The following is a 23,035-nucleotide window of genomic DNA, read 5'->3' as shown; positions in this document are numbered from 1 at the left end:
TTATTTACTTTTGCATCATAATTTATAATTCATCATTAAGTATGTCTTCACACCATATCGTTCGGGACGACCAAGAACCTGCTTTAATCATTGCCAATGGTGCTTCCTGTAATCCGGAACTGTTGGGTCAGTTACTGGAATGGTCGCCGCTTGTGGTCGTATTAGATTCGGCTATGGTTCGTGTCATGGAATTAGACATCAAAGTCGATGTGCTTTTAGGGGATTTCGACAAAGGATTTGATCCTGAAATTTATAAAACCTCGCAGTACCCGATCGAAATCATTCATACGCCAGATCAAAATAAAACCGATTTAGAGAAGGCTTTTGACTATTTAATCGAAAGAAAAATTCCTGCAGTCAATGTTGTTTGGGCCACGGGACGTAGAGCCGATCATACGATTACCAATCTGACCAACATTACACGATACAGAAATCTATTGAAAATTGTCATTCTGGACGATCATTCAAAAGTGTTTTTATTGCCTAAGAAATTCGAAAAATGGTACACGGCAGACACCCCCATTTCATTAATTCCCATCGGTCATGTGACTGGAATACATTCGAATAATTTATATTACCCATTGAAAGATGATAGTTTGACCATTGGTTACAGAACTGGAAGCAGTAATCATGTCATCAACGACGGCATTGTGACAATCGAACATAACGAAGGCGATTTATTGATGATGGAATGCCTGGATTAGCGTTTATTGAATATCCAACAATGCGTTTCTCACAATTTCATAATGGCTCCAAGGGATAAAATGATTCGCTTTTTCGATCGTTATGGTATCAATTGATTTTGCATTGACAAACATTTTTTTCATAAAACCAACATTACTGTACGGCACCAAAGCGTCTTTTGTTCCGTGAATAATGGTAACATCGCAAGTAATCTTTTTCAACTCTGGTTCTAAAGCCACCAAATCCTGTTTCAGCCACCACAACTCATCATTGGAAGGTCGTAATGCTCCGGGAATCAAATACCGCAAAGGTGATGCTTTGATAACTGTTCTCCATTTCTCAGAATTTTCAGCTTTCGGGTCCAATGAGCCTGAAACTATCACCAATCGTTTATACCAAGACGGATTATCCACAGCTAACTGAGCTACAACTGGCCCGCCAACGGAATGTCCCACCAAAATTAACGGCTTTTTATTATCTATTTTTTTAATAAACTCAGATATTCTTTGAGACTGTACTTTTAAATTTTGAGCATCACCAAAATCACTGTAACCAAAACCCGGACGGTCTATGGCAATCATTCGGTATTTTTTCAGTAACAAACTGTCTTTAAGATATTCTTTGAAAGCATTCCAACTTCCTGGCGAACCGTGCACAAAAAACAAAGTTGGATTTTGAATAGTTCCCGTTTCTACATAATGAATTTTATAACCATCAAAATCCATTGTTTTATCCTGAAATTCTGTTTTAGATGCAGCGAAAAATTTTGTTGTTTCTTTATTAGAAAATCGCATCGTCATACAGGACTGACATAGTAAGAAATATAAAAAAATTAAACAGTAAGCTATGTATCTCTTTTTAAAATGAAATGAAGCGGGCATAAAAGTCATGCTATTTGTATTTTTTATAAAAGTAACCGTTTTTTGTTTTCGAAAAAACTGCAACAGTATAATTTTATGATTATTTTTTCACCTGTTTAATGGGTCTTAGTGGCCTTTAGCAATTTACAAAATAGGAATCGCTATCTTTGCACCGAAATATAGAAAATGAAACCGAAAACGATTACCGAAAAGACTAATTTACATCCTAGAAATCTTGACAGATTTGGATATGATTTTGAGCAGTTAATAGAAAAATCTCCTGAATTAAAAACTTTTGTTTCTGTCAATGAATATAAAATTGAGACCATTGATTTTAGTAATCCTGATGCGGTAAAATCACTTAACAAAGCATTATTATTATTCCATTATGACATTCAAAACTGGGATATTCCTAAAAATTATCTTTGCCCGTCCATTCCGGGAAGAGCAGATTATATTCATTACTTAGCGGATTTATTAGCTTCAAGCAATAACGGAATCATTCCTGAAGGGGAAACTGTTCAAGGTTTAGATATTGGTGTCGGTGCCAATTGCATTTATCCTATCATAGGTAATTCAGCGTACGGATGGAGTTTTGTAGGAACTGATATCGATTTAAAAGCAATTGAAAATTGCAGTGCCATCATTGAAGATAATCCAAAACTAATTGATGCGATAAGTTTACAACAACAAACGGAATCACGTTTTATTTTTAAAAATATAATTACGCTCGAAGACAAGTTTACATTCACTATTTGCAATCCTCCTTTTCATGCCTCGCAGGATGAAGCCACGAAAAGTACGGTTCGAAAAATCAATAATTTAGAATCTCACAGCGCCGGCAACAAAGTAACTAAGCCTGTTTTAAATTTTGGTGGCCATAATGCTGAATTATGGTGTGATGGCGGCGAATTAGGTTTCGTTACCCAAATGATATACGAAAGTGCAAAATATCCGATGCAATGTTTATGGTTCACAACTTTAGTGTCTAAAAAAGAGAATCTTTCCAGTCTGTACAAAACATTAAATAAAGTAAGTGCGGTTCAAATTAAAACAATTGACATGGCTCAAGGCCAAAAAACTAGCCGAATTGTAGCATGGACATTTTTGAGTGAAGCACAACAAAAAGCGTGGAAATTTTAAGCAACATTTTTTATACTGTTAGGGGAACATAAATAATACTCAAAATACGGCACAAATACTTACTACAATAAAATTATACGCTCCTCGGGTAAGTTATTTTACAGCAGCTCAACAAACTGCTATCACTGATGCAGCTACAATTTCTCAAATGCAAACGGCATTAAATTTTGATTCAACTGCCTGATAATTAGCGTATATAGGTCTTGGAAGAAGAAATTTCAATATGAGAGTGGGACAATCTTCCTTAAAAAAGCGCTCAATTCTTTTTGAATGCCGCTTATCCAATCAATGACAAATTAGAAGCGTATGCTTTTGGAGGAACTAGTTATAGAGATGGTGAAGCTGCAGGTTTTTACAGAAGACCAAATCACGCCCGATCATAAATAGGATTGTATCCAAACGGATTTTTACCGGAAATATATTCAACAATCAACGACGTCTCCATTGCCGCAGGTCTTAAAGCTATGATATTTGAAAGTTGGACTTTTGACTTAAGTAACACTTTTGGAAGAAATGCTTTTGATTACGGAGTTGAGAATACAGTGAATGCCTCTTTACGAGAAAGTCTCCAAATGCAATTTTGAATGCATTATTTGATACAGCCGGAGCAACTGCTGCAACTTTCTTTGCTAATGCGATTGACACGGAATCAAAAGGAATTGATATTGTAATAAGTCATAAAACAAGTTTTGGAAATAATGTTTCGCTGAAAACAGATCTGTCAGGAACTTTTTCAAATACTTACAGAGTGGGAGATATTCACGCTTCTCCAGTTTTAGCAGCTGCCGGTCAGATAAACAGATACTATTCTGAAGCAAGTAGAGTGTACTTACAAGAAGCAATTCCAAGAGTTAAAGCTAATTTGACTAATTCGATTAGCTACAAAAAATTCGGTTTTTTCTTGAGAAATGTTTATTTTGGTAAAGTTACTGATCCAAATACAGCAGACGTAAACGGAGATGGAAGAGTTGAAGGTATTATAATAAACGGTCAAGCGGTAGAGATTGAGCACCCGATCTGGGGCGCTAAAATAATTACGGATTTATCTGTTGGTTTCAAAATTACTGATGCTGCAAAAATAGTTATTGGAGCAAATAATATTTTTGATATATATCCAGATATGAATCTTGGAACGCAAACTGCAATTAGACCAAGATTACTATCAGGAGCTATCAATTACACAGCGGCGCCATCGACAATAGATTTATCCAATGCAAATCAATTTATATATTCAAGAAACACCTCTCAATTTGGTCAAAACGGTCGTTTTGTTTTCGCCAGATTAAGCTTCAGTTTTTAGAAAAACATCTTTTATACAAAGGAAAGCCATCAACAAACAGTTGATGGCTTTTTTTTGGCTTAATCTTAGGTAAAAGAAGAATCCAAACGTTGTACCTTTGTTCCTCTTAACCTTTGTTTTTGTTGTAAATGAATTTCCAAGTAGTATCTGATTACCAGCCGAAGGGCGACCAACCTCAAGCGATTGAAAAATTGACTCAGGGGATTATTGATGGTGATAAATTCCAAACACTTTTGGGAGTTACCGGATCCGGAAAAACATTTACCGTTGCTAATGTCATTCAGGAGGTACAAAGACCAACATTAGTTTTAGCACACAATAAAACGTTGGCAGCACAATTATATTCGGAATTTAAGCAATTTTTCCCGAATAATGCTGTGGAATATTTCGTTTCTTATTACGATTATTACCAGCCCGAAGCTTTTATGCCTGTAACAGGCGTTTTTATTGAGAAGGACTTATCCATCAATGAAGAACTGGAAAAAATGCGAATGTCAACTACTGCTTCGTTGCTATCCGGACGAAGAGATATTTTGGTCGTCGCATCGGTTTCGTGTTTGTACGGTATTGGAAATCCTATCGAATTTCAGAAAAACTTGATTCCAATTGAGAAAGGACAAATTATTTCTAGAACCAAATTATTGCATCAACTGGTGCAAAGTTTATATTCCAGAACTGAAGCCGATTTTAATCCAGGAAGTTTCAGAATAAAAGGAGATACCGTAGATGTTTATCCCAGTTATGCAGATGAGGCATATCGAATTCATTTCTTTGGTGATGAAATCGAGGAAATTGAAAGTTTCGACACTAAGAATTCCCAAGTAATCGAAAAATTTGAAAAATTGACTATTTATCCTGCTAACATGTTTGTGACGTCTCCAGATGTTTTGCAAAATGCAATTTGGGAAATTCAACAGGATTTGGTAAAACAGGTCGATTATTTTAAAGAAATAGGAAAACATCTCGAAGCAAAACGACTGGAAGAACGCACTAATTTTGATCTGGAAATGATTCGGGAACTTGGCTATTGTTCCGGAATCGAAAATTATTCCCGTTATCTCGATGGACGTTTACCAGGAACCAGACCTTTCTGTTTATTGGATTATTTTCCAAAAGATTACTTAATGGTCGTCGATGAAAGCCATGTCACACTTTCACAGGTCAGCGCAATGTATGGCGGAGACAGAAGCCGAAAAGAAAATTTAGTGGAATATGGTTTTAGACTTCCCGCAGCAATGGACAATCGTCCTTTAAAATTTGAAGAGTTTGAAGCGATGCAAAATCAAGTAATTTACGTTTCGGCAACGCCGGCTGACTATGAATTGCAAAAAACGGAGGGCGTCGTTGTGGAACAAGTGATTCGTCCTACAGGATTATTAGATCCAGTTATCGAAATCCGACCAAGTTTAAACCAAATTGATGATTTAATTGAAGAAATTCAGCTTCGTGCCGAAATTGATGAACGCGTTTTGGTGACTACTTTAACCAAAAGAATGGCGGAAGAATTGGCCAAATATTTAACCAAGGTCAATATTCGTTGCCGTTACATTCACTCTGAAGTAGACACTTTGGAACGAATAGAAATTATGCAAGATTTGCGAAAAGGAATTTTTGATGTTCTAATAGGTGTAAATTTACTCCGTGAAGGGTTGGATTTACCTGAAGTTTCTTTGGTGGCAATTTTAGATGCAGACAAAGAAGGTTTTTTGCGAAGTCATCGTTCGCTTACGCAAACAATTGGTCGTGCGGCGAGAAACTTGAATGGAAAAGCGATTATGTATGCTGATAAAATTACCAATAGCATGCAAAAAACCATTGACGAAACGAATTATCGTAGAACCAAGCAAATTAATCACAATACTGAAAATAATCTTGTACCGATGGCGTTAAACAAAAAAATTGAAAGCGCCTTTACTAAAAACCCATTAGCTGATTATGAATTAGGCTACACAATAAATACGGCCGCCGAACCCGAAAACTTGTATCTATCCAAAGTAGAGATTGAAAAACGCATACGCGAAAAACGGAAATCAATGGAAAAAGCAGCCAAAGATTTAGACTTCATGCAAGCTGCAAAATTACGTGATGAAATTAAAGCGTTACAAGGACAATTAACTTAATTATGTTGCTCCTGAAAAACATTCAATAAAACTTCGCCATCAATTATAGCGTTTGGTGCTTCACTCATCAACTTAAGAATACGTTTTGTAGCGAGAGGATTAAGTCCCATTTCAAGTGCAATTTGTTTGATTGCAACCGATTCTTTTTGGTGTAAAATTCCGTCACTATACATCAACAAAGCCAATCTGTAAAATTGCTGAATACGTAAAAACTCCGATTTAATAGGGATTTGCGGCAGTTCTTGATGAAACAAATCTTTAAAAACATCAATTCCAAATCCCAACTCACTAGCAACAATTGCCAAAAATTCATATTCTCTTTTATGCAAATGTCCGTCGACAGTAGAAAAAGCAATCATCTCCAAAACTAAACTCCTCTTTTCTTCGAATGTATTCATCAAATTATTATTTTTAGCTAAAATATTGTTTTTAAATCAAAACACAAAAACTAAAAATGATTCGACCACAGTTCCTACTCCTGCTCTTCTTTTTTACTGTAGCAAATATTGCCGCTCAGGACGCTAAAGAGTCGAAACGAAGTACCGTTTCAAAACAAGTTTCTACCTTCACTATTGAAGCACCACAACTTCAAACCACAAAGAAAATTTGGGTGTATTTACCCGAAAATTATTTAACGTCCAAAAAGAAATTCTCTGTAATTTACATGCACGACGCTCAAAATTTATTTGATGAAAAAACTTCCTATTCGGGTGAATGGAATGTCGATGAAAAACTGGACAGCTTAAAAGCACAAGTTATTGTAGTAGGAATTGAACACGGAAATGACAAACGAATCGATGAATTAACGCCTTTTAAAAACGAAAAATACGGTGGAGGAAAAGCGGATAGCTATTTAGAATTTATTGTAAAAACACTAAAACCACAAATTGACAAAACTTACCGAACTAAAAGTACAAGTAAAAATACTATCATCATGGGAAGCTCCCTTGGCGGACTTGCTTCTTATTATGCTGTCTTAAAATATCCAAATATTTTTGGAAAAGCAGGTGTATTTTCTCCTTCGTTTTGGTACAGCGAAAACATTTATAATTTAACGGAAAAATCTAAAAAAATAAAATCTAAAATTTATTTCTTATGTGGCGATAATGAGAGTGATGATATGGTTTCAGATGTAAACAAAATGGAATTTTTATTAAATTCAAATAGATGTTACTGTCTTAACTTGAATGAAAAAAAAATCATAAAAGCCGGACAACACAACGAAAAATTATGGCGCGATGGTTTTGTAGCAGCAATTTTATGGCTTGGCTATTAAACGAAATCTTTACAGAAAATCAATAATTGTAAATGTAAAAATCAGATTTAAATGGAATTACTCCTGAGAGAATACAACCTCAAATTGAAACATATCTTTACGATTTCAAGACAATCTATAGACTTCCAGCCTTGCTTGATTGTGGAACTCCAAAGTGACGGTTTTTCAGGTTTTGGCGAAGCAACTTCTAATCCATATTACAAGACAACAGTTCCGATGATGATGCAAGATTTAGAAAAAATTCGCACGGTAATCGGAAACACTACAGATGAAACACCCGAAGAATTTTGGTCAAAAATTCACCCGTATTTAAAAGAAAATATGTTTGCATTATGCGCTTTGGATATGGCATACAATGATTGGTACGCGAGAAAAAAAGGAAAGAAATTGTACGAATTGTGGAATTATAACATTGACAAAAATCCACTGACAGATTACACGATTGGAATTGCATCTGTAGAGAAAATGGTAACAAAAATGAAGGAACTTCCTTGGCCAATTTATAAAATCAAATTGGGAACCAACGAAGATATTGCTATTGTTACCGAACTTCGGAAACATACGAATGCCACTTTTAGAATTGACGCCAATTGTGGTTGGGGTGTGGAAGAAACCATAAATAATGCTGTTGAGCTGAAAAAATTAGGTGTTGAATTCTTAGAACAACCAATGAATGCCGACAATTGGGAAGGACACAAGGAAGTTTTCAAACATTCTGTTTTACCAATAATTGCTGACGAAAGTTGTATAATTGAGCAAGACGTGGCCAAATGTCACCATCATTTTCATGGAGTGAATGTCAAATTAATGAAATGTGGCGGATTAACTCCCGGAAGACGAATGATTGAAGAAGCCAAGAAATTAGGTTTGAAAACAATGGTGGGTTGTATGACTGAATCGACCGTTGGAATATCTGCAATTGCACATTTATTGCCACAATTGGATTATGTCGATATGGACGGTGCATTGCTTTTAGCTGAAGACATAGCAACTGGTATAACAATAGATTTTGGAAAAATAAGCTATTCTGAAATCAATGGAACCGGTGTAACTTTAATTAAGGTCCTTTGAAAGTGCTCCAATTCTAAATCTAAAATTGTGCTCTAATTGCTTTTAAACCGTACCTTTGTAAAAAATTAGAATATGATGACAAATAACGATATCTTTAAAAAACTTCGCGTAGCTTTAATGTTACGCGATGATCAAATAGTTGAAATATTAGAATTAGTAGATTTTAGAATCACTAAATCAGAATTGGGTGCTTTTTTCCGTGATGAAAAACATGAAAATTATATGGAATGTGGTGACCAAGTGTTGCGTAACTTCCTAAATGCCTTGGTAATTCACTTGCGGGGTACAAAAGAAAATCCAAAAAATCCAAATGATGTTTTGGCCAAACATAAAGCTCAAATTCCTGTAAAGGAAGGAACTTCTGAAAGAGCTGAATTTAAAGCAAAGCCGAGAGACGAGGAGAGATCTAGAGGTGACGAAAGTCCTTCAAAATCGAAACCTGCTGCTAAAAAACCATTTAAAAAACAATTCTCAAAAGGAGCTCCAAAAGTTCAGGTGGTAGAAAAAGTTAAATTCAACTTCGGTAAGAATAAAAAATCATAACAGTGAAAACAGCTTTGATTATTGGAAGCACTGGTTTAATAGGTTTAGAACTATTGAATTTACTTTTAGATAGCAATAATTATTTAAAAGTGATTACTTTTGTAAAAAGAGATACAGGAATAAAGCATCCAAAATTAACGCAACACATCATCGATTTTGACACGCCGGAAACCTATAAAGAATTAGTGGTTGGAGATGATTTCTTTTGTACCATTGGCACAACAATCAAAAAAGCAGGAAGTAAAAAAGCTTTTAGAAAAGTAGATTTTGGATATCCAAAACAGTTTGCCTCTTTTGCTTTGCAGAATAAAGTCAAACAATTCTTGATTATTTCATCTCTTGGCGCTAATGCGAAATCCGGAAATTTCTATTTGAAAACAAAAGGAGAAATTCAAGATTTTCTCAAGGATTGTAATTTTGAAAGCGTTGCTGTACTGCAACCTTCCCTTCTTTTGGGAAACCGAACTGAATTTAGATTAGGAGAAAAAGTAGGTGCCTTTTTTATGAAAACACTTTCATTCTTATTCGTTGGAAATTTAAAAAAGTACAAACCTATCGAAAGCGAAACGGTAGCCAAAGCACTTTTGAAAATAGCTCAAACAAACAATATAGGTTTTAAAATATATGAATCAGATGCGATTCAAGAAATTGGAAACTAATACAATATCAAAATCCTGAATTAGCGTTCAGGATTTTTTTTTTGTATATTTAGTTCATCTAAGTGAATTTACAACTTCAAATATGAAATGCATTCTAACCTTCTCATTATTCTTTTTCACTTCCTTATTTTTTGGACAAAACAATAAAACAGAAGAACCAGCACAGTTTCTGGACTCAACTTTAGTTACGTCAACAACAATGGAATATGTTGACCCAAATGAAATTGAGTCTGTAAATGTTATTAAAAAAGACACCACGATAAATGGTGTTATGTATCGTGGTCAAATTTATATTACTTCCAAAATTTCTAAGAAATATGATTTCATAAGTTTGGAACAAATTAAATCTGAATTTACCAAAATCAAAAGTAACGATGTCATTTATATGGTAAATGGAGCATTTATAAAAGACAATATCAAAACTTTCAAATTTGACCGAAACTATATTTTAAAAGTGGAAGTCACTAATTCAGAAGCATTTTACAATTTTAGAAAAAGTGACACCAAATTTGACATCATTAATATCTTGGGAAAAACCAAAGAAAATTTAGAAAATAAAAATAAGATTTTAATAAAAGGTTATGAAGCAATAGGTGTTAAATAGATTTTATTTTTAATGTAATTTAATATTCTTTATATCCCCTTTTAAGAACTACAACTTAACATAGAACATCCTACTTTATCTCTGGCCCAATCCGGTCGTTTAGCAAACCATTTCTGGGAATTTGGTTGTTCATCGTACGGATTTTTAAGCATTTCAAATAATGCGTTTAGCAAAGCATAGTCACCCTTATCTGCGTCATCAATACACAATTGTGCCATATAATTTCGCAGTACATATTTTGGATTCACTTGATTCATTTGCTCTTTCCTGACAAAATCCGAAATAGCTTCTTCATTGATTCGAATGCTGTACATCTCAAACCAATCGTGCCAATCTTTCAAGATTGTTTCATCTAAAGCTTTTTCATTGTAAAAGGCGTCTTTTATGGTATTGAAAGCTGTGATTGCAGTATCAGCTTTAGTAACATTACTTAGATTTCTAAAGAAAATCGTCATATCCGTTTCTACTCTTTCCAACAATTGAGTCAAACTCTGAATCAAAACAGCATCTTGTTCTTTTTTGATTTGGAAACCGAGTTTATTTTGCATCATATTCAAATACTCCTTTTCGTAATCGGTACTAAAAGTATCTAAAATAGCTTCCAGCGGTTTCGCTTCCAGAATTAAGGGATACAACGCATTCGCTAATTGATACAAATTCCACAGCGCAATTTCTGGTTGATTAATAAAACGGTATCTTTTATGTTGGCTATCCGTTGTATTAGGCGTCCAAATGGAATTGTAGTCTTCCAACCAACCGTAAGGTCCGTAATCAATGGTGATGCCGTGAATTGACATATTATCAGTATTCATAACTCCATGAACAAAACCAACGCGTTGCCAGTGTACAATCATGCTCAGCGTAGTTTGAGTAACTTCTTTAAAAAAAGCAAGATATTTTTCGACACCCTCTTTTTTAATATGAGGAAAATGATGTTTGATGGTGAAATCTGTCAATAATTTGAGATTTACATGGTCTTCTCTGGAAGCAAATAATTCAAAACTACCAAAACGAATAAATGATGGAGCCACTCTACAAACGATAGCACCTTTTTCGTAGGCAGGATTTCCATTATATAAAACATCACGCAATACCTGATCGCCAGAAAGCATTAGCGAAAGCGACCGTGTTGAGGGAACACCCAAATAATGCATCGCTTCGGCACACAAATATTCTCGTATAGAAGAACGCAAAACGGCGAAACCATCGGCGGTTCTGGAATATGGTGTTGGCCCTGCTCCTTTTAGCTGTAGAGTGTATGTATTATTTTCATGAACTACTTCAGTAAGATTAATGGCACGACCATCTCCTAATTGTCCTGCCCAATTCCCAAATTGATGTCCCGCATAACTCAAAGCATACGGTTTAGTGCCCGGATAAATGGTACTTCCTGAAAAAGTATTTAAAAAATCAGCTGCAAGTATATCTTCCTGAGAGAGACCAATAGCATTTGCTACTTCAATTGAAGTATGAATCAGTGAAGGATTTGAAGGTTTTTTGGGTAATACGTAAGAATAACAAGCTTGATGAACCTGTCTTGGAACATTGCTTTGATTGGGATCAGCAGGTAATTCGGCAGTAAAACTATTTTGTATCTGGAGTTTCATAATTACTAAAAAACATTAAAAACAAAGATAATTGTTGTAAAGCAGAAAACTTTGCACTTTCAATTATTATTATGATTTGTTCTCTTTAAAAACTTGTAATGATCCAAAAAAAAATCCCGTTTGCCGAAGCAAACAGGATTTTAAATTTATAACTATTTTCTAATTATGAAAGCGCTGCTTTAACTTGATCAGCTGCTTCTTGGAATTCAACAGCAGATAAAATTGGCATTCCTGAATTATCAATTAATTCTTTTGCGATCGCTGCATTTGTACCTTGCAAACGAACAATGATTGGCACTTTAATTGCATCACCCATATTTTTGTAAGCATCAACAACTCCTTGCGCCACACGGTCACAACGAACGATTCCACCAAAAATATTAATCAAAATAGCTTTTACGTTTTGATCTTTTAAGATAATACGGAAAGCAGTTTCAACACGTTTTGCATCAGCAGTTCCACCTACGTCAAGGAAGTTAGCAGGCTCAAAACCAGCATATTTAATCAAATCCATAGTTGCCATTGCTAAACCAGCTCCGTTCACCATACATCCTACTGTACCGTCAAGATCTACATAGTTTAACCCTACTTCTTTTGCTTCCACTTCGATTGGATTTTCCTCACGAATGTCACGCATATCAGCATATTTCTTTTGTCTGTATAAAGCATTATCATCGATATTTACTTTAGCATCTACAGCCATAATTTTATTGTCAGATGTTTTTAAAACCGGGTTGATTTCAAACATCGAAGCATCAGATCCAATATAAGCATTGTATAAAGAATCGATGAATTTTACCATTTCTTTGAAAGCGTTTCCAGAAAGACCTAAGTTAAAAGCAATTCTTCTTGCTTGAAAACCTTGCAATCCAACAGAAGGATCAATTTCTTCAGTAAAAATTAAATGAGGAGTGTGTTCCGCAACTTCTTCAATATCCATTCCACCTTCAGTAGAATACATAATCATATTTCGACCTGTAGCTCTGTTCAATAAAACAGAAACGTAAAACTCCGAAGTTTCACTTTCGCCAGGATAATATACATCTTCAGCGATTAAAACTTTGTGTACTTTTTTACCTTCAGCAGAAGTTTGAGGTGTAATCAATTGCATTCCGATGATTTGCTCTGAAATCTCTTCAACTTGTTGTAAATTTTTGGCAAGTTTCACTCCACCACCTTTTCCACGTCCACCTGCATGAACTTGGGCTTTTACAACATACCAACTTGTACCAGTTTCGGCAGTTAATTGTTTTGCAGCAGCAACCGCTTCTACAGGGCTATTAGCAACTATTCCGCGTTGAATGCGAACTCCGTAGCTAGCTAAAATCTCTTTTCCTTGATATTCGTGTATGTTCATAATATAGAATTTGTCTGGCTTCTGAATTTCTTTCAGAATAAAAGTGCCACAAAAATAGCAAAATTAAACTTAACTGTTATTTTTTTTTTAATTAAATGTAGCTCTAAATCTAGATAACAGAAAGAAAGACAAAGCCACTATTAAAATAAAAAAATATAAAAATTAACTACAAATTTGTTATAAATAATCACGATTAATGATTGGCAAAATATTTCTTTCAAAATCATCGCTTTAATCAGTATTTTTTTATTTCCATTTTATCGAAAAATCAAATCGGATGTGTTTAAATATCATTATTGAGATTTATTCAACCTTTTTCTGTTAGAACTGTAAAAACAAGCCTTTTTTAACCTTTACACCTCTTATATGTTACTAAATCTTTAATTTTGTAGAAAAAAATTTAAGCATGAGAGTTAAAGAACAAGGCCTTTATTTGCCCGAATTTGAACACGACAATTGCGGTGCTGGATTCATTTGTAATTTAAATGGAATTAAGTCAAATGATATTATACACAAAGCACTTGATATATTAATCAAATTAGAACACCGCGGCGCTGTAAGTTCAGATGGGAGAACTGGAGATGGAGCAGGAATATTGTTTGATATTCCACATAATTTTTTTAAGAAAATTTGCAAATTTGATCTCCCGGAAACTAAGGAATATGCCGTGGGAATGGTTTTTATGCCCAAAAGCAAAAATCAAGTTGTTTTTTGTAAAACTACTTTTGAAACTTCGATACGCGATCAAAATCTAGAAATATTAGGATGGAGAGACGTTCCTGTTGACGCATCAAATTTAGGACGAATTGCGGGCGAGAAAGAACCAACCGTTAAACAAGTATTTGTTGGTAAAAATGGATTAGACCTTACGGAACAACAATTTAATGCTAAGTTATTTGCAGCAAGAAAAATAGCGGAACATGCGATTCGAAATTCAAGAATTTCAGAAAGTCACATGTTTTATTTTTCCAGTTTTTCAACCACTACCATAATATATAAAGGTTTGTTGATGCCAGAAGACATCAGCAGATATTATACGGATTTATTAGATGACGATGTGGTAACTCGATTAGCTTTAGTTCACCAACGATTTTCGACCAATACCTTTCCTTCTTGGGAATTGGCTCAGCCCTTCCGATATATGTGTCATAATGGAGAAATAAATACGCTTCGTGGTAACATTAGCCGCATGCGGGCCCGTGAAGAACTAATGAAAAGCGATGTTTTTGGTGATGACATCAAAAAATTATTCCCAATTATTTTAGAAGGAAAATCAGATTCGGCTTCTATGGATATGGTAATCGAACTGTTATTGATGACGGGACGTTCTTTGCCGGAAGCGATGATGATGGTTGTCCCTGAAGCTTGGGAAAAACACCAAACGATGTCAGCCGACAAAAAAGCATTCTACGAGTACAACGCTTGCATCATGGAACCTTGGGATGGTCCAGCTTCTATTCCTTTTACTGATGGTAACGTTATTGGCGCTTTATTAGATAGAAATGGATTGCGTCCTTCACGTTATACATTGACTAAAAGTGGTTTCGTAATTATGTCTTCAGAGATTGGTGTTCTTGACATCAAGCCAGAAGATGTGATTCAACACGGTCGTTTAGAACCGGGAAAAATGTTTTTGGTTGACATGAACGAAGGTCGAATTATTGAAGATGAAGAGATCAAAAATGCTATTGTTACCAAACGTCCTTACAAACAATGGTTGGATGAAAATTTAGTACAATTGGCTCAAATACCATATACTGACAATCCAATTCCAGTAGAAAACATAGATTTTGAAACAAGACAAAGACTTTTTGGCTACACGTTAGAGGATTTAAAAACAATCATAAACCCAATGGGAAGTCAAGGTGCAGAGGCATTAAGTTCTATGGGAAATGATACTCCGTTAGCGGTTTTGTCAGATCAGCCACAGCTGTTATACAACTATTTTAAACAATTATTTGCTCAGGTTACCAATCCACCGTTGGATGGTATTCGTGAAGAAATAATTACTGATATCAGTTTAGCGATTGGTGGCGATTATAATATTTTTGATATTGTTCCAAAACATTGTAAGAAACTAAAAATTCAAAATCCAGTTATTTCGAACGAGGATTTAGATAAAGTAAAAAACATTGATCATGCTGATTTCAAATCAGTAACAATCTCTACATTATACGATATCGAAAAAGGAGTAAACGGATTAGAACGCGCTTTGGAAAGAGCGGTTCAAGCAACTTTTAAAGCGGTTTCAGAAGGCTGTAATATTGTGATTCTTTCAGATAGAGGAGTTAGTGAAAAAATGGCTCCAATTCCTATGTTATTGGCTTGTTCTTACATTCATCATTCACTTAATATTTTAAAAGTTCGTTCTAAATTTGGAATCATAATTGAATCCGCAGAACCTCGTGAACCACATCATTTTGCCTTATTATTTGGTTACGGCGCAAGTGCAATAAACCCTTACATGGTGAATGAAATTATTCATGACCAAGTTAACCAAGGTTTTATTACTAATATAAAAGCGGATTATGCTATTAAAAATTACAATAAAGCTATTGCAAAAGGGATTCTGAAAATCATGAATAAAATTGGCATCTCTACTTTACATTCGTACAGAGCGGCACAGATTTTTGAAATTTTAGGATTAAATAAAACATTTACTTCAAAATATTTCCCTTATACTCCCTCCAGAATCGAAGGAATAGGCCTGATGGAAGTCGAAAAAGAAATCAAAAAAAGATACCAAAAAGCATTTCCAAATTCAAAAGTCAGCAATTTATTGCCTTTAGAAATTGGAGGAATTTACAGGTGGAGAAGATCTGGAGAAAAACACATGTTTAATCCAACAACTATTTCTAAACTACAACAAGCAGTACGTTTAAATAGTCCTGAAAGCTACAAGGAATATGCTAAAATGGTCAATGACCAAAGCGAAAACTTGATGACAATTAGAGGCTTATTTGAATTCAATAATTTGGATCCAATTTCTATTGACGAAGTGGAACCTTGGACAGAAATTGTAAAAAAATTCAAAACTGGCGCAATGTCATACGGATCTATCAGTCAGGAAGCTCATGAAAATTTGGCAATTGCCATGAATAGAATTGGCGGAAAAAGTAATTCTGGAGAAGGTGGAGAAGATCCTAAACGTTTCCAAAAAGACTTAAATGGAGATTCCAGAAATAGTGCTATTAAGCAAGTAGCTTCAGGAAGATTTGGAGTGTCTATTAACTACTTAACAAATGCCAAAGAGATTCAGATAAAAATGGCTCAAGGCGCAAAACCCGGAGAAGGTGGACAGTTACCAGGTGAAAAAGTAGTGCCTTGGATTGCTGAAGTTAGAAATTCAACGCCTTATGTTGGATTAATCTCTCCGCCGCCTCACCACGATATTTATTCTATTGAAGATTTATCACAGTTGATTTTTGATTTAAAAAATGCCAATCGTGAAGCTAGAATTAATGTAAAATTAGTTTCTGAAGTGGGCGTTGGAACAATCGCTGCTGGTGTTGCTAAAGCAAAAGCTGATGTAATCTTGATTTCTGGATACGACGGAGGAACCGGAGCCGCTCCACTAACATCATTACAACATACTGGAATTCCTTGGGAACTTGGTTTAGCCGAAGCGCAACAAACATTAATACTAAATGATTTAAGAAGCCGCGTAGTTTTAGAATGTGACGGGCAATTGAAAACAGGACGTGATGTAGCCATTGCTGCATTACTTGGCGCTGAAGAATTTGGTTTTGCAACCGCGCCTTTAGTAGCGTCCGGCTGTATAATGATGAGAGCGTGTCACTTGAACACCTGTCCAGTTGGTATTGCAACCCAAGATCCGGAATTGAGAAAAAATTTCAAAGGAACGCCAGAACACATTATTAACTTCATGTATTTTATTGCTGAGGAGTTGAGGGAAATCATGGCACAATTAGGATATAGAACATTAAAAGAAATGGTGGGACAATCTCAAAAACTGAATGTCAACAAAGCCATAAAACATTATAAAGCAAGTGGATTAGACTTATCTGCAATTTTATATAAACCAGAAAAAGCGAAAGTAGTACCAAATCACAATACTACAAAACAAGACCATGCTTTAGAACATGTGCTTGATTTTGATATTATAAAAGCCGCTATTCCTTCTATTTATCGAAAAGAAAGAACCAGAGTTACTTTTAAAATTAAAAATACGGATCGTTCCGTTGGAGCTATATTGAGTAATGAGATTTCTAAAATATATGGCGCACAAGGTTTGCCTGAAGACACAATATTAGTTGATTTTGAAGGATCAGCCGGACAAAGTTTTGGTGCTTTTGCAACCAATGGTTTATCATTCAAAATTCATGGAAACTGTAATGATTATTTAGGAAAAGGCCTTTCTGGAGCTAAATTAATTATCAAAGTCCCACCATCTGCCACTTTCAAACCAGAAGAAAATATTATCATTGGTAACGTTGCACTTTATGGAGCTATTACTGGTGAGGCATACATAAATGGTATGGCAGGAGAACGTTTTTGTGTTAGAAATTCTGGAGCAACAGCAGTTGTAGAAGGAATTGGAGATCACGGATGCGAATACATGACTGGAGGAACTGTTGTAGTTCTAGGAAAAACAGGCAGAAATTTTGCTGCAGGAATGAGCGGTGGTATTGCCTACGTTTTTGATCCAAATAAAAAATTCGACGCTACCCTATGTAATATGGAAATGGTCGCTTTTGAAATATTCGAAGAAGATGACTTTATTAAACTGAGACGTTTGATAAAAAATCATTCTATGTATACCAATAGTCCTTTGGCAAAGAGGATTTTAGAAGATTGGAAAAACCAAAGCAACCATTTTGTCAAAGTAATGCCTACTGATTACAAAAAAGCATTGCAACGATTAGCCGAAGAAAAACAAATTGAAGAACTACTAGCACTATAGTTATGGGAAAGATAGGAGGATTTAAAGAATATACTAGAACCGACGAAAGCAATATAGTTGTAGAAGAACGTGTATCAAATTATGAGGAGTTTAAAATTCCATTAACCAATGATAAAATCAAAGAACAAGGATCCAGATGCATGGATTGTGGGATTCCATTCTGCCACAGTGCTTGTCCATTAGGGAATTTAATACCTGATTTTAATGATATGGTGCATCAGGAAGAATGGGAAAGTGCATTAAAAATATTACAATCAACCAATAACTTTCCTGAATTCACAGGTCGTTTATGCCCTGCACCATGTGAAAAATCATGTGTGTTAGGAATTATTAGCGAGCCAATAGCTATCGAAAATATCGAAAAAAATATTATTGAAAGAGGCTTCGCTGAAGGTTGGATAAAACCACAACCACCAGAAGTTAGAACAGGAAAAACAGTAGCTGTAATAGGCTCCGGTCCTGCCGGTTTAGCAGCTGCGCAACAATTGAATAGTGCAGGACATACCGTTACGGTTTTTGAAAGAGACAATGCAATAGGAGGTTTATTACGTTATGGAATTCCAAATTTCAAATTAGAAAAAGGGATTATAGACAGACGTGTTAAAGTACTGGAAGCCGAAGGAATTACTTTTAAAACAAATATAAATGTTGGCGTAAATTATAGTGTTGAAGAATTAAATTCTTTTGATTCAATCGTATTATGCGGTGGTGCAACCGAAAGAAGAAGTTTACCTACTAAAGGAATAGAAAGTAAAGGAGTTATTCAAGCAATGACTTTCTTGACGCAACAAACGAAATCACTATATGGTGAGGTAATCCCTGATCAAATAAACGCTGCCGGTAAAGATGTGATCGTTATTGGTGGTGGAGATACTGGTTCAGATTGCGTTGGAACATCAAACAGACACGGAGCTAAATCAGTTACTAATTTTGAGATTTTACCAAAACCACCAGGTGGAAGAAGTGAAACGACACCTTGGCCGTTTTGGCCATTGCAATTAAAAACTTCCTCTTCACATGAAGAGGGTTGTAGTAGAAACTGGTTAATCAACACCAAAGAATTCATTTCTAATGAAAAAGGGGAACTTGTAGGTTTAAAAACCGTTGAAGTGGCTTGGAAAATGACACCTGGACAAAGACCTGAATTGATAGAAAAAGAAGGTTCGGAAAAAATATGGCCTTGTGATTTAGCTCTGTTAGCACTGGGATTTACCGGTCCTGAAAAAACATTAAGTAATCAATTAGGATTAGAAATTGATATGAGAAGCAATTATAAAGCGAACAATTATCAAACGAATGTTCCCCATATATTTACTGCAGGTGACATGCGAAGAGGACAATCATTAATTGTTTGGGCAATATCTGAAGGTCGTGAAGCTGCCAGAGAAGTCGATCAATACTTGATGGGTTATACTAATTTACCGACCAAAGGAGATGGCGATTTACCCAACTTATAGTTCTAAATGATATTTTATAACCCTTGATAGAAAAATTTGTCAAGGGTTATTTTTTTTATAGAATTTCAAACATATGTTTAATTTATAACTTTTTGTTATAATTTGTTAGAATTCCAATATTAGCTTGTGGAACTAAATAAAGAGTAATAAATTTGCTCAAAATTAATAATCATGCAATCAAAAGACTTAGTACAATTAGCAGAACAATTTGGCAGTCCATTATACGTTTACGATGCCGAGAAAATACAATCTCAATATAACAGATTATCAAAAGCTTTTTCTAAGGTTAATAAGTTGCGCATTAATTACGCGATGAAGGCATTGTCTAATGTTGCGATCCTCCAATTGTTGAAAGAAATGGGGTCTGGTTTAGATACCGTTTCCATTCAGGAAGTATTATTAGGACTTCATGCCGGCTATGAGCCAGAAAAAATATTTTACACTCCAAATGGTGTTTCTCTTGAAGAAATTGAAGAAGTTAACGCTATGGGAGTTCAAATAAATATTGACAACTTATCCATATTAGAACAGTTCGGAACAAAATATCCAAGTGTTCCTGTTTGCATTAGAATAAATCCACATGTAATGGCAGGTGGAAATGCTAATATATCTGTTGGTCATATTGATAGTAAATTTGGGATTTCTGTTCACCAATTACCGCATTTAGTTCGCATTGTTGAAAATACAAAAATGAATATTGTAGGGATACACATGCATACTGGTTCTGATATTCTTGACATCGAAGTGTTTTTATATGCTGCAGAAATATTATTCGACGCTGCAAAAAACTTTAAAAATCTAGAATTTTTAGACTTCGGAAGTGGATTTAAAGTGCCTTATAAAAAAGACGATATCGAGACAGACATTGAAGAGTTAGGTAAAAAATTATCAAAAAGATTCAATGCCTTTTGTACCGAATATGGAAAAGAATTAACCTTGATATTTGAACCTGGTAAATTTCTAGTAAGTGAAGCGGGCTTCTTTTTGGCTAAAGTTAATGTCGTTAAACAAACCACATCAACTGTTTTTGCAGGAATCGATAGTGGTTTTAATCATTTGATTAGACCAATGTTTTACGGTTCACAACATCATATTGAAAATATTTCACACCCAAAAGGGAAAGAACGTTTCTACTCCGTAGTAGGATATATTTGTGAGACAGATACTTTTGCTAATAACAGAAAAATTGCGGAAATAAAAGAAGGTGATATTTTATCTTTTAGAAATGCGGGAGCGTATTGTTTTTCTATGGCTTCAAACTACAACTCAAGATACAAACCAGCCGAAGTATTATGGATGAACGGCGAAGGGCATCTAATCAGAGCACATGAAACCTTTGAAGATTTACTTAAAAATCAAATTCCATTACCTGCAGCAATGGCCACAGTTTAAAATACAAATCCCGCCTCACTTTTAATGAGACGGGATTTTTTTTGTTCAAAAATAAATAAGACCAATTTTTATTTTTTATCTAAAAGAGTTTCTAACACTTCGGATTCAGTCCCATTTGGAAATGGAATTTTCAACATTTGTGAAAGCGTTGGTGCAATTTGGGTAATGTATTTTTTAGCGTGCAATTCTCCTTTTGGAACTTGCCATCCATAAAAAAGTAAAGGCACATGAGTATCATAACTATTAGGTGAACCATGTGTAGTTCCTGTAGCTTGATACTGCATATAACCTGCTTTATCAAGTATAACAATATCGCCATTTTGTTTCGGATCATAACCCTTAGAAATGAAACTTAAAAAATAATCATCTCCTGATGACGCTAAAATTTCCTCTTCAGTGTACACTCTTTTAACTTGTTCTTGTGTCATCAAAAAGTCCTTAAAACTTTGTTTCACTTTCACCAGTTCTAATCCTTTCTGTTTGATAATTTCTTTATTGAAAAAAAGATTAAAGTTAGAATAATCTAATATCAAATCTGAACCAAAGGTTTCATTTGAATGTTTTTTTAATGCTTCAACAATGTCTTTCGCAGGAATGTTTTTTACATTGTATTTGTTATCTTTTAAATAATTAGGATTCTCAGCTCCAGCGTGATCAGCAGTCAGAAAAAGCAAGTAATTATCTTTTCCAACGGTTTTGTCTAAATAGTTTAAAAACTGAGCAATGGTTTGATCTAAACGCAAATAAGTGTCTTGTAACTCTATAGAACGCGGTCCAAAAGTATGTCCTACATAATCCGTTGAAGAAAAACTAACCGTCAAAAAATCTGTGATATCATCTTTCCCTAATTCTTCTTTTTCTATAGCTTTCATCGCTAACTGTGCCAAAATATCATTACCAAAAGGTGTAGTTCTCAAAACATCTGCTCCTTTTTCTTTATACATCTTACTTAAATCATATGGAAAAACAGGTGCATTAGCTTTATCTAATTTACCTTCATACGGATTGTCATCAGCAAGACTTTCATTGTAAGTGTCTATCGGCTTCAATAAATTCCATCCTTTATTAATGTAATTCATATATCGCTTATCTTGGTTAAATTCAGTTAACCAATTAGGCAGTGCTGAACCATAAAAAGTACTTGAAATAAAAGCTCCTGTTTTACTATACCAAAATGCCCAATTAGCAAAATGACCCGCTGGCAATATAGCACCACGATCTTTTATACTCATACCAATTACCTTACCTTTAAAATTTGTAGCCATTCGCAACTCATCAGTAATTGTGGTACTTAATAAATTTTTAGGAGACATTGCCCCCTCTTTTTCTGTACCGTTACCTAGTATTGAAACAGATGCATCATCCGTACAATACATATCTTTTCCTATAGCTTTATTGAACCAATCATTTCCAACTATTCCATGTGTAGATGGCGTAGTACCAGTATAAATACTAGCATGGCCAGGAGCTGTATAAGTTGGTACATAATTATAATGCATATTGTGAAAAGTATATCCATTATTCATTAATCTTTTAAAACCATTTGCAGAAAAATCATCCGAGAAACGATATAGATATTCCATTTTCATTTGGTCTACGACAATACCTACCACCAATTTAGGTCGTTGTTGAGCTTGCAAGTTTAGAGAAACAATAAGTACCAAAAACAAAATAATTCTTTTCATATTATATTTTTATATTTTAAACAAAAATACGACATAAAGTTTGTACAAACTCTCCACGATCACGAAAGGACAATAAATTAACCTATTCTTAAACTCCATTAACTTGAAATATCAATAATGTTAGCATTCACAAAAAAATCCTCATCATTTGAATGATGAGGATTTAATACACCCCGAATTTTATTCAGTTTAAAAAAGGCGCCAAACCGCATCGTTATCAAAAAACTTAGGACACCTATAAAACAAAAAACCCCGTTCATCAGAACGGGGTTTTCAAAGAAAGGCGACGACATACTCTCCCACATAACTGCAGTACCATCTGCGCAGGCGGGCTTAACTACTCTGTTCGGGAA

18 protein-coding genes and 1 rRNA gene are annotated in these 23,035 nt (G+C 34.8%); 13 read left to right on the top strand and 6 right to left on the bottom strand.

Features of this window, described 5'->3' with window-relative positions:
- Nucleotides 1-41: 41 nt before the first annotated feature.
- Nucleotides 42-704 (top strand): thiamine diphosphokinase, encoded by a 663-nt coding sequence (locus ACP7AQ_RS15635; RefSeq protein WP_426096117.1) that lies wholly within the window; start codon nt 42-44, stop codon nt 702-704.
- A 3-nt stretch (nt 705-707) separates the two neighbouring features.
- Here the strand turns inward: ACP7AQ_RS15635 and ACP7AQ_RS15630 are convergent, their stop codons facing one another.
- Nucleotides 708-1,484 (bottom strand): alpha/beta fold hydrolase, encoded by a 777-nt coding sequence (locus ACP7AQ_RS15630; protein ID WP_426096116.1) that lies wholly within the window; start codon nt 1,482-1,484, stop codon nt 708-710.
- A gap of 246 nt (nt 1,485-1,730) precedes the next feature.
- On the opposite strand from ACP7AQ_RS15630, the gene rlmF reads away from it, so the two are divergent.
- The 4 genes from rlmF (at nt 1,731) to uvrB (ending at nt 6,107) form a co-directional block, all read left to right on the top strand.
- The gene (gene rlmF, locus ACP7AQ_RS15625) at nt 1,731-2,687 is read left to right on the top strand and encodes a 23S rRNA (adenine(1618)-N(6))-methyltransferase RlmF (protein ID WP_426096115.1); all 957 of its coding nucleotides are present in this window, start codon (nt 1,731-1,733) and stop codon (nt 2,685-2,687) included.
- Nucleotides 2,688-3,076: 389 nt separating this feature from the next.
- A complete protein-coding gene (locus ACP7AQ_RS15620) occupies nt 3,077-3,271 on the top strand; it encodes a hypothetical protein (RefSeq protein WP_208857672.1) in 195 nt (64 codons plus the stop codon).
- Nucleotides 3,268-3,987, top strand: a complete 720-nt coding sequence (locus tag ACP7AQ_RS15615) for a hypothetical protein (protein ID WP_426096114.1) — start codon at nt 3,268-3,270, stop codon at nt 3,985-3,987. The genes ACP7AQ_RS15620 and ACP7AQ_RS15615 overlap by 4 nt, the downstream gene beginning before the upstream one ends.
- Before the next feature lie 128 nt (nt 3,988-4,115).
- The gene (gene uvrB / locus ACP7AQ_RS15610) at nt 4,116-6,107 is read left to right on the top strand and encodes an excinuclease ABC subunit UvrB (RefSeq protein ID WP_426096113.1); all 1,992 of its coding nucleotides are present in this window, start codon (nt 4,116-4,118) and stop codon (nt 6,105-6,107) included.
- Here uvrB and ACP7AQ_RS15605 read toward each other — a convergent pair.
- Nucleotides 6,104-6,505 (bottom strand): excinuclease ABC subunit B, encoded by a 402-nt coding sequence (locus ACP7AQ_RS15605; RefSeq protein WP_426096112.1) that lies wholly within the window; start codon nt 6,503-6,505, stop codon nt 6,104-6,106. The genes uvrB and ACP7AQ_RS15605 overlap by 4 nt on opposite strands.
- A 56-nt stretch (nt 6,506-6,561) precedes the next feature.
- Here ACP7AQ_RS15605 and ACP7AQ_RS15600 point away from each other — a divergent pair, with 56 nt between their 5' ends.
- The 5 genes from ACP7AQ_RS15600 to ACP7AQ_RS15580 all read left to right on the top strand — a co-directional run bounded on the left by ACP7AQ_RS15600 (nt 6,562) and on the right by ACP7AQ_RS15580 (nt 10,260).
- The gene (locus ACP7AQ_RS15600; protein ID WP_426096111.1) at nt 6,562-7,383 is read left to right on the top strand and encodes an alpha/beta hydrolase; all 822 of its coding nucleotides are present in this window, start codon (nt 6,562-6,564) and stop codon (nt 7,381-7,383) included.
- Between the two features lie 51 nt (nt 7,384-7,434).
- Nucleotides 7,435-8,454 (top strand): dipeptide epimerase, encoded by a 1,020-nt coding sequence (locus ACP7AQ_RS15595; protein WP_426096110.1) that lies wholly within the window; start codon nt 7,435-7,437, stop codon nt 8,452-8,454.
- A 75-nt stretch (nt 8,455-8,529) separates the two neighbouring features.
- On the top strand, nt 8,530-8,997 hold the full coding sequence (locus tag ACP7AQ_RS15590) for a DUF1456 family protein (protein ID WP_091208157.1): 468 nt from the start codon (nt 8,530-8,532) through the stop codon (nt 8,995-8,997).
- Between the two features lie 2 nt (nt 8,998-8,999).
- The gene (locus tag ACP7AQ_RS15585) at nt 9,000-9,656 is read left to right on the top strand and encodes an NAD(P)H-binding protein (RefSeq protein WP_426096109.1); all 657 of its coding nucleotides are present in this window, start codon (nt 9,000-9,002) and stop codon (nt 9,654-9,656) included.
- A gap of 82 nt (nt 9,657-9,738) precedes the next feature.
- Nucleotides 9,739-10,260, top strand: a complete 522-nt coding sequence (locus tag ACP7AQ_RS15580; protein ID WP_426096108.1) for a hypothetical protein — start codon at nt 9,739-9,741, stop codon at nt 10,258-10,260.
- A 41-nt stretch (nt 10,261-10,301) separates the two neighbouring features.
- On the opposite strand, the gene ACP7AQ_RS15575 is transcribed toward ACP7AQ_RS15580, so the two are convergent.
- Both ACP7AQ_RS15575 and sucC read right to left on the bottom strand, forming a co-directional pair.
- Nucleotides 10,302-11,870, bottom strand: coding sequence for a protein adenylyltransferase SelO (locus ACP7AQ_RS15575; protein ID WP_426096128.1), 1,569 nt, complete (start codon nt 11,868-11,870; stop codon nt 10,302-10,304).
- A gap of 160 nt (nt 11,871-12,030) precedes the next feature.
- A complete protein-coding gene (sucC, locus tag ACP7AQ_RS15570; RefSeq protein ID WP_091208171.1) occupies nt 12,031-13,224 on the bottom strand; it encodes an ADP-forming succinate--CoA ligase subunit beta in 1,194 nt (397 codons plus the stop codon).
- Nucleotides 13,225-13,630: 406 nt separating this feature from the next.
- Between sucC and gltB the strand changes: the two genes are divergently transcribed.
- The 3 genes from gltB to lysA all read left to right on the top strand — a co-directional run bounded on the left by gltB (nt 13,631) and on the right by lysA (nt 20,997).
- Complete coding sequence (gltB, locus tag ACP7AQ_RS15565) at nt 13,631-18,148, top strand: glutamate synthase large subunit (RefSeq protein ID WP_426096107.1); 4,518 nt, start codon at nt 13,631-13,633, stop codon at nt 18,146-18,148.
- A gap of 2 nt (nt 18,149-18,150) precedes the next feature.
- Nucleotides 18,151-19,605 carry a glutamate synthase subunit beta gene (locus ACP7AQ_RS15560; protein WP_426096106.1) on the top strand — a complete coding sequence of 485 codons (1,455 nt, stop codon included), beginning with the start codon at nt 18,151-18,153 and terminating at the stop codon, nt 19,603-19,605.
- A 171-nt stretch (nt 19,606-19,776) separates the two neighbouring features.
- Nucleotides 19,777-20,997, top strand: a complete 1,221-nt coding sequence (gene lysA / locus ACP7AQ_RS15555) for a diaminopimelate decarboxylase (protein WP_426065314.1) — start codon at nt 19,777-19,779, stop codon at nt 20,995-20,997.
- Nucleotides 20,998-21,065: 68 nt separating this feature from the next.
- Here lysA and pafA read toward each other — a convergent pair whose 3' ends face one another.
- Nucleotides 21,066-22,682 (bottom strand): alkaline phosphatase PafA, encoded by a 1,617-nt coding sequence (pafA, locus tag ACP7AQ_RS15550; RefSeq protein WP_426096105.1) that lies wholly within the window; start codon nt 22,680-22,682, stop codon nt 21,066-21,068.
- A gap of 278 nt (nt 22,683-22,960) precedes the next feature.
- Nucleotides 22,961-23,035, bottom strand: a 5S ribosomal RNA gene (gene rrf / locus ACP7AQ_RS15545); the annotation flags it as partial.

It is taken from the genome of Flavobacterium sp. DSR2-3-3, assembly GCF_049896585.1.
Taxonomy (GTDB): Bacteria; Bacteroidota; Bacteroidia; order Flavobacteriales; family Flavobacteriaceae; genus Flavobacterium.
The sequence above is the reverse complement of the archived record's forward strand: the minus strand, read 5'-3'. Positions and strand labels throughout refer to the sequence as shown.

What these genes read in the sequence shown, in the direction of transcription:
- ACP7AQ_RS15635 (WP_426096117.1), top strand. Translation starts at nt 42, where the DNA reads ATGTCTTCACACCATATCGTTCGGGACGACCAAGAACCTGCTTTAATC.
- ACP7AQ_RS15630 (WP_426096116.1), bottom strand. Translation starts at nt 1,484, where the DNA reads ATGACGATGCGATTTTCTAATAAAGAAACAACAAAATTTTTCGCTGCA.
- rlmF (WP_426096115.1), top strand. Translation starts at nt 1,731, where the DNA reads ATGAAACCGAAAACGATTACCGAAAAGACTAATTTACATCCTAGAAAT.
- uvrB (WP_426096113.1), top strand. Translation starts at nt 4,116, where the DNA reads ATGAATTTCCAAGTAGTATCTGATTACCAGCCGAAGGGCGACCAACCT.
- ACP7AQ_RS15605 (WP_426096112.1), bottom strand. Translation starts at nt 6,505, where the DNA reads ATGAATACATTCGAAGAAAAGAGGAGTTTAGTTTTGGAGATGATTGCT.
- ACP7AQ_RS15600 (WP_426096111.1), top strand. Translation starts at nt 6,562, where the DNA reads ATGATTCGACCACAGTTCCTACTCCTGCTCTTCTTTTTTACTGTAGCA.
- ACP7AQ_RS15595 (WP_426096110.1), top strand. Translation starts at nt 7,435, where the DNA reads ATGGAATTACTCCTGAGAGAATACAACCTCAAATTGAAACATATCTTT.
- ACP7AQ_RS15590 (WP_091208157.1), top strand. Translation starts at nt 8,530, where the DNA reads ATGACAAATAACGATATCTTTAAAAAACTTCGCGTAGCTTTAATGTTA.
- ACP7AQ_RS15580 (WP_426096108.1), top strand. Translation starts at nt 9,739, where the DNA reads ATGAAATGCATTCTAACCTTCTCATTATTCTTTTTCACTTCCTTATTT.
- sucC (WP_091208171.1), bottom strand. Translation starts at nt 13,224, where the DNA reads ATGAACATACACGAATATCAAGGAAAAGAGATTTTAGCTAGCTACGGA.
- gltB (WP_426096107.1), top strand. Translation starts at nt 13,631, where the DNA reads ATGAGAGTTAAAGAACAAGGCCTTTATTTGCCCGAATTTGAACACGAC.
- ACP7AQ_RS15560 (WP_426096106.1), top strand. Translation starts at nt 18,151, where the DNA reads ATGGGAAAGATAGGAGGATTTAAAGAATATACTAGAACCGACGAAAGC.
- lysA (WP_426065314.1), top strand. Translation starts at nt 19,777, where the DNA reads ATGCAATCAAAAGACTTAGTACAATTAGCAGAACAATTTGGCAGTCCA.
- pafA (WP_426096105.1), bottom strand. Translation starts at nt 22,682, where the DNA reads ATGAAAAGAATTATTTTGTTTTTGGTACTTATTGTTTCTCTAAACTTG.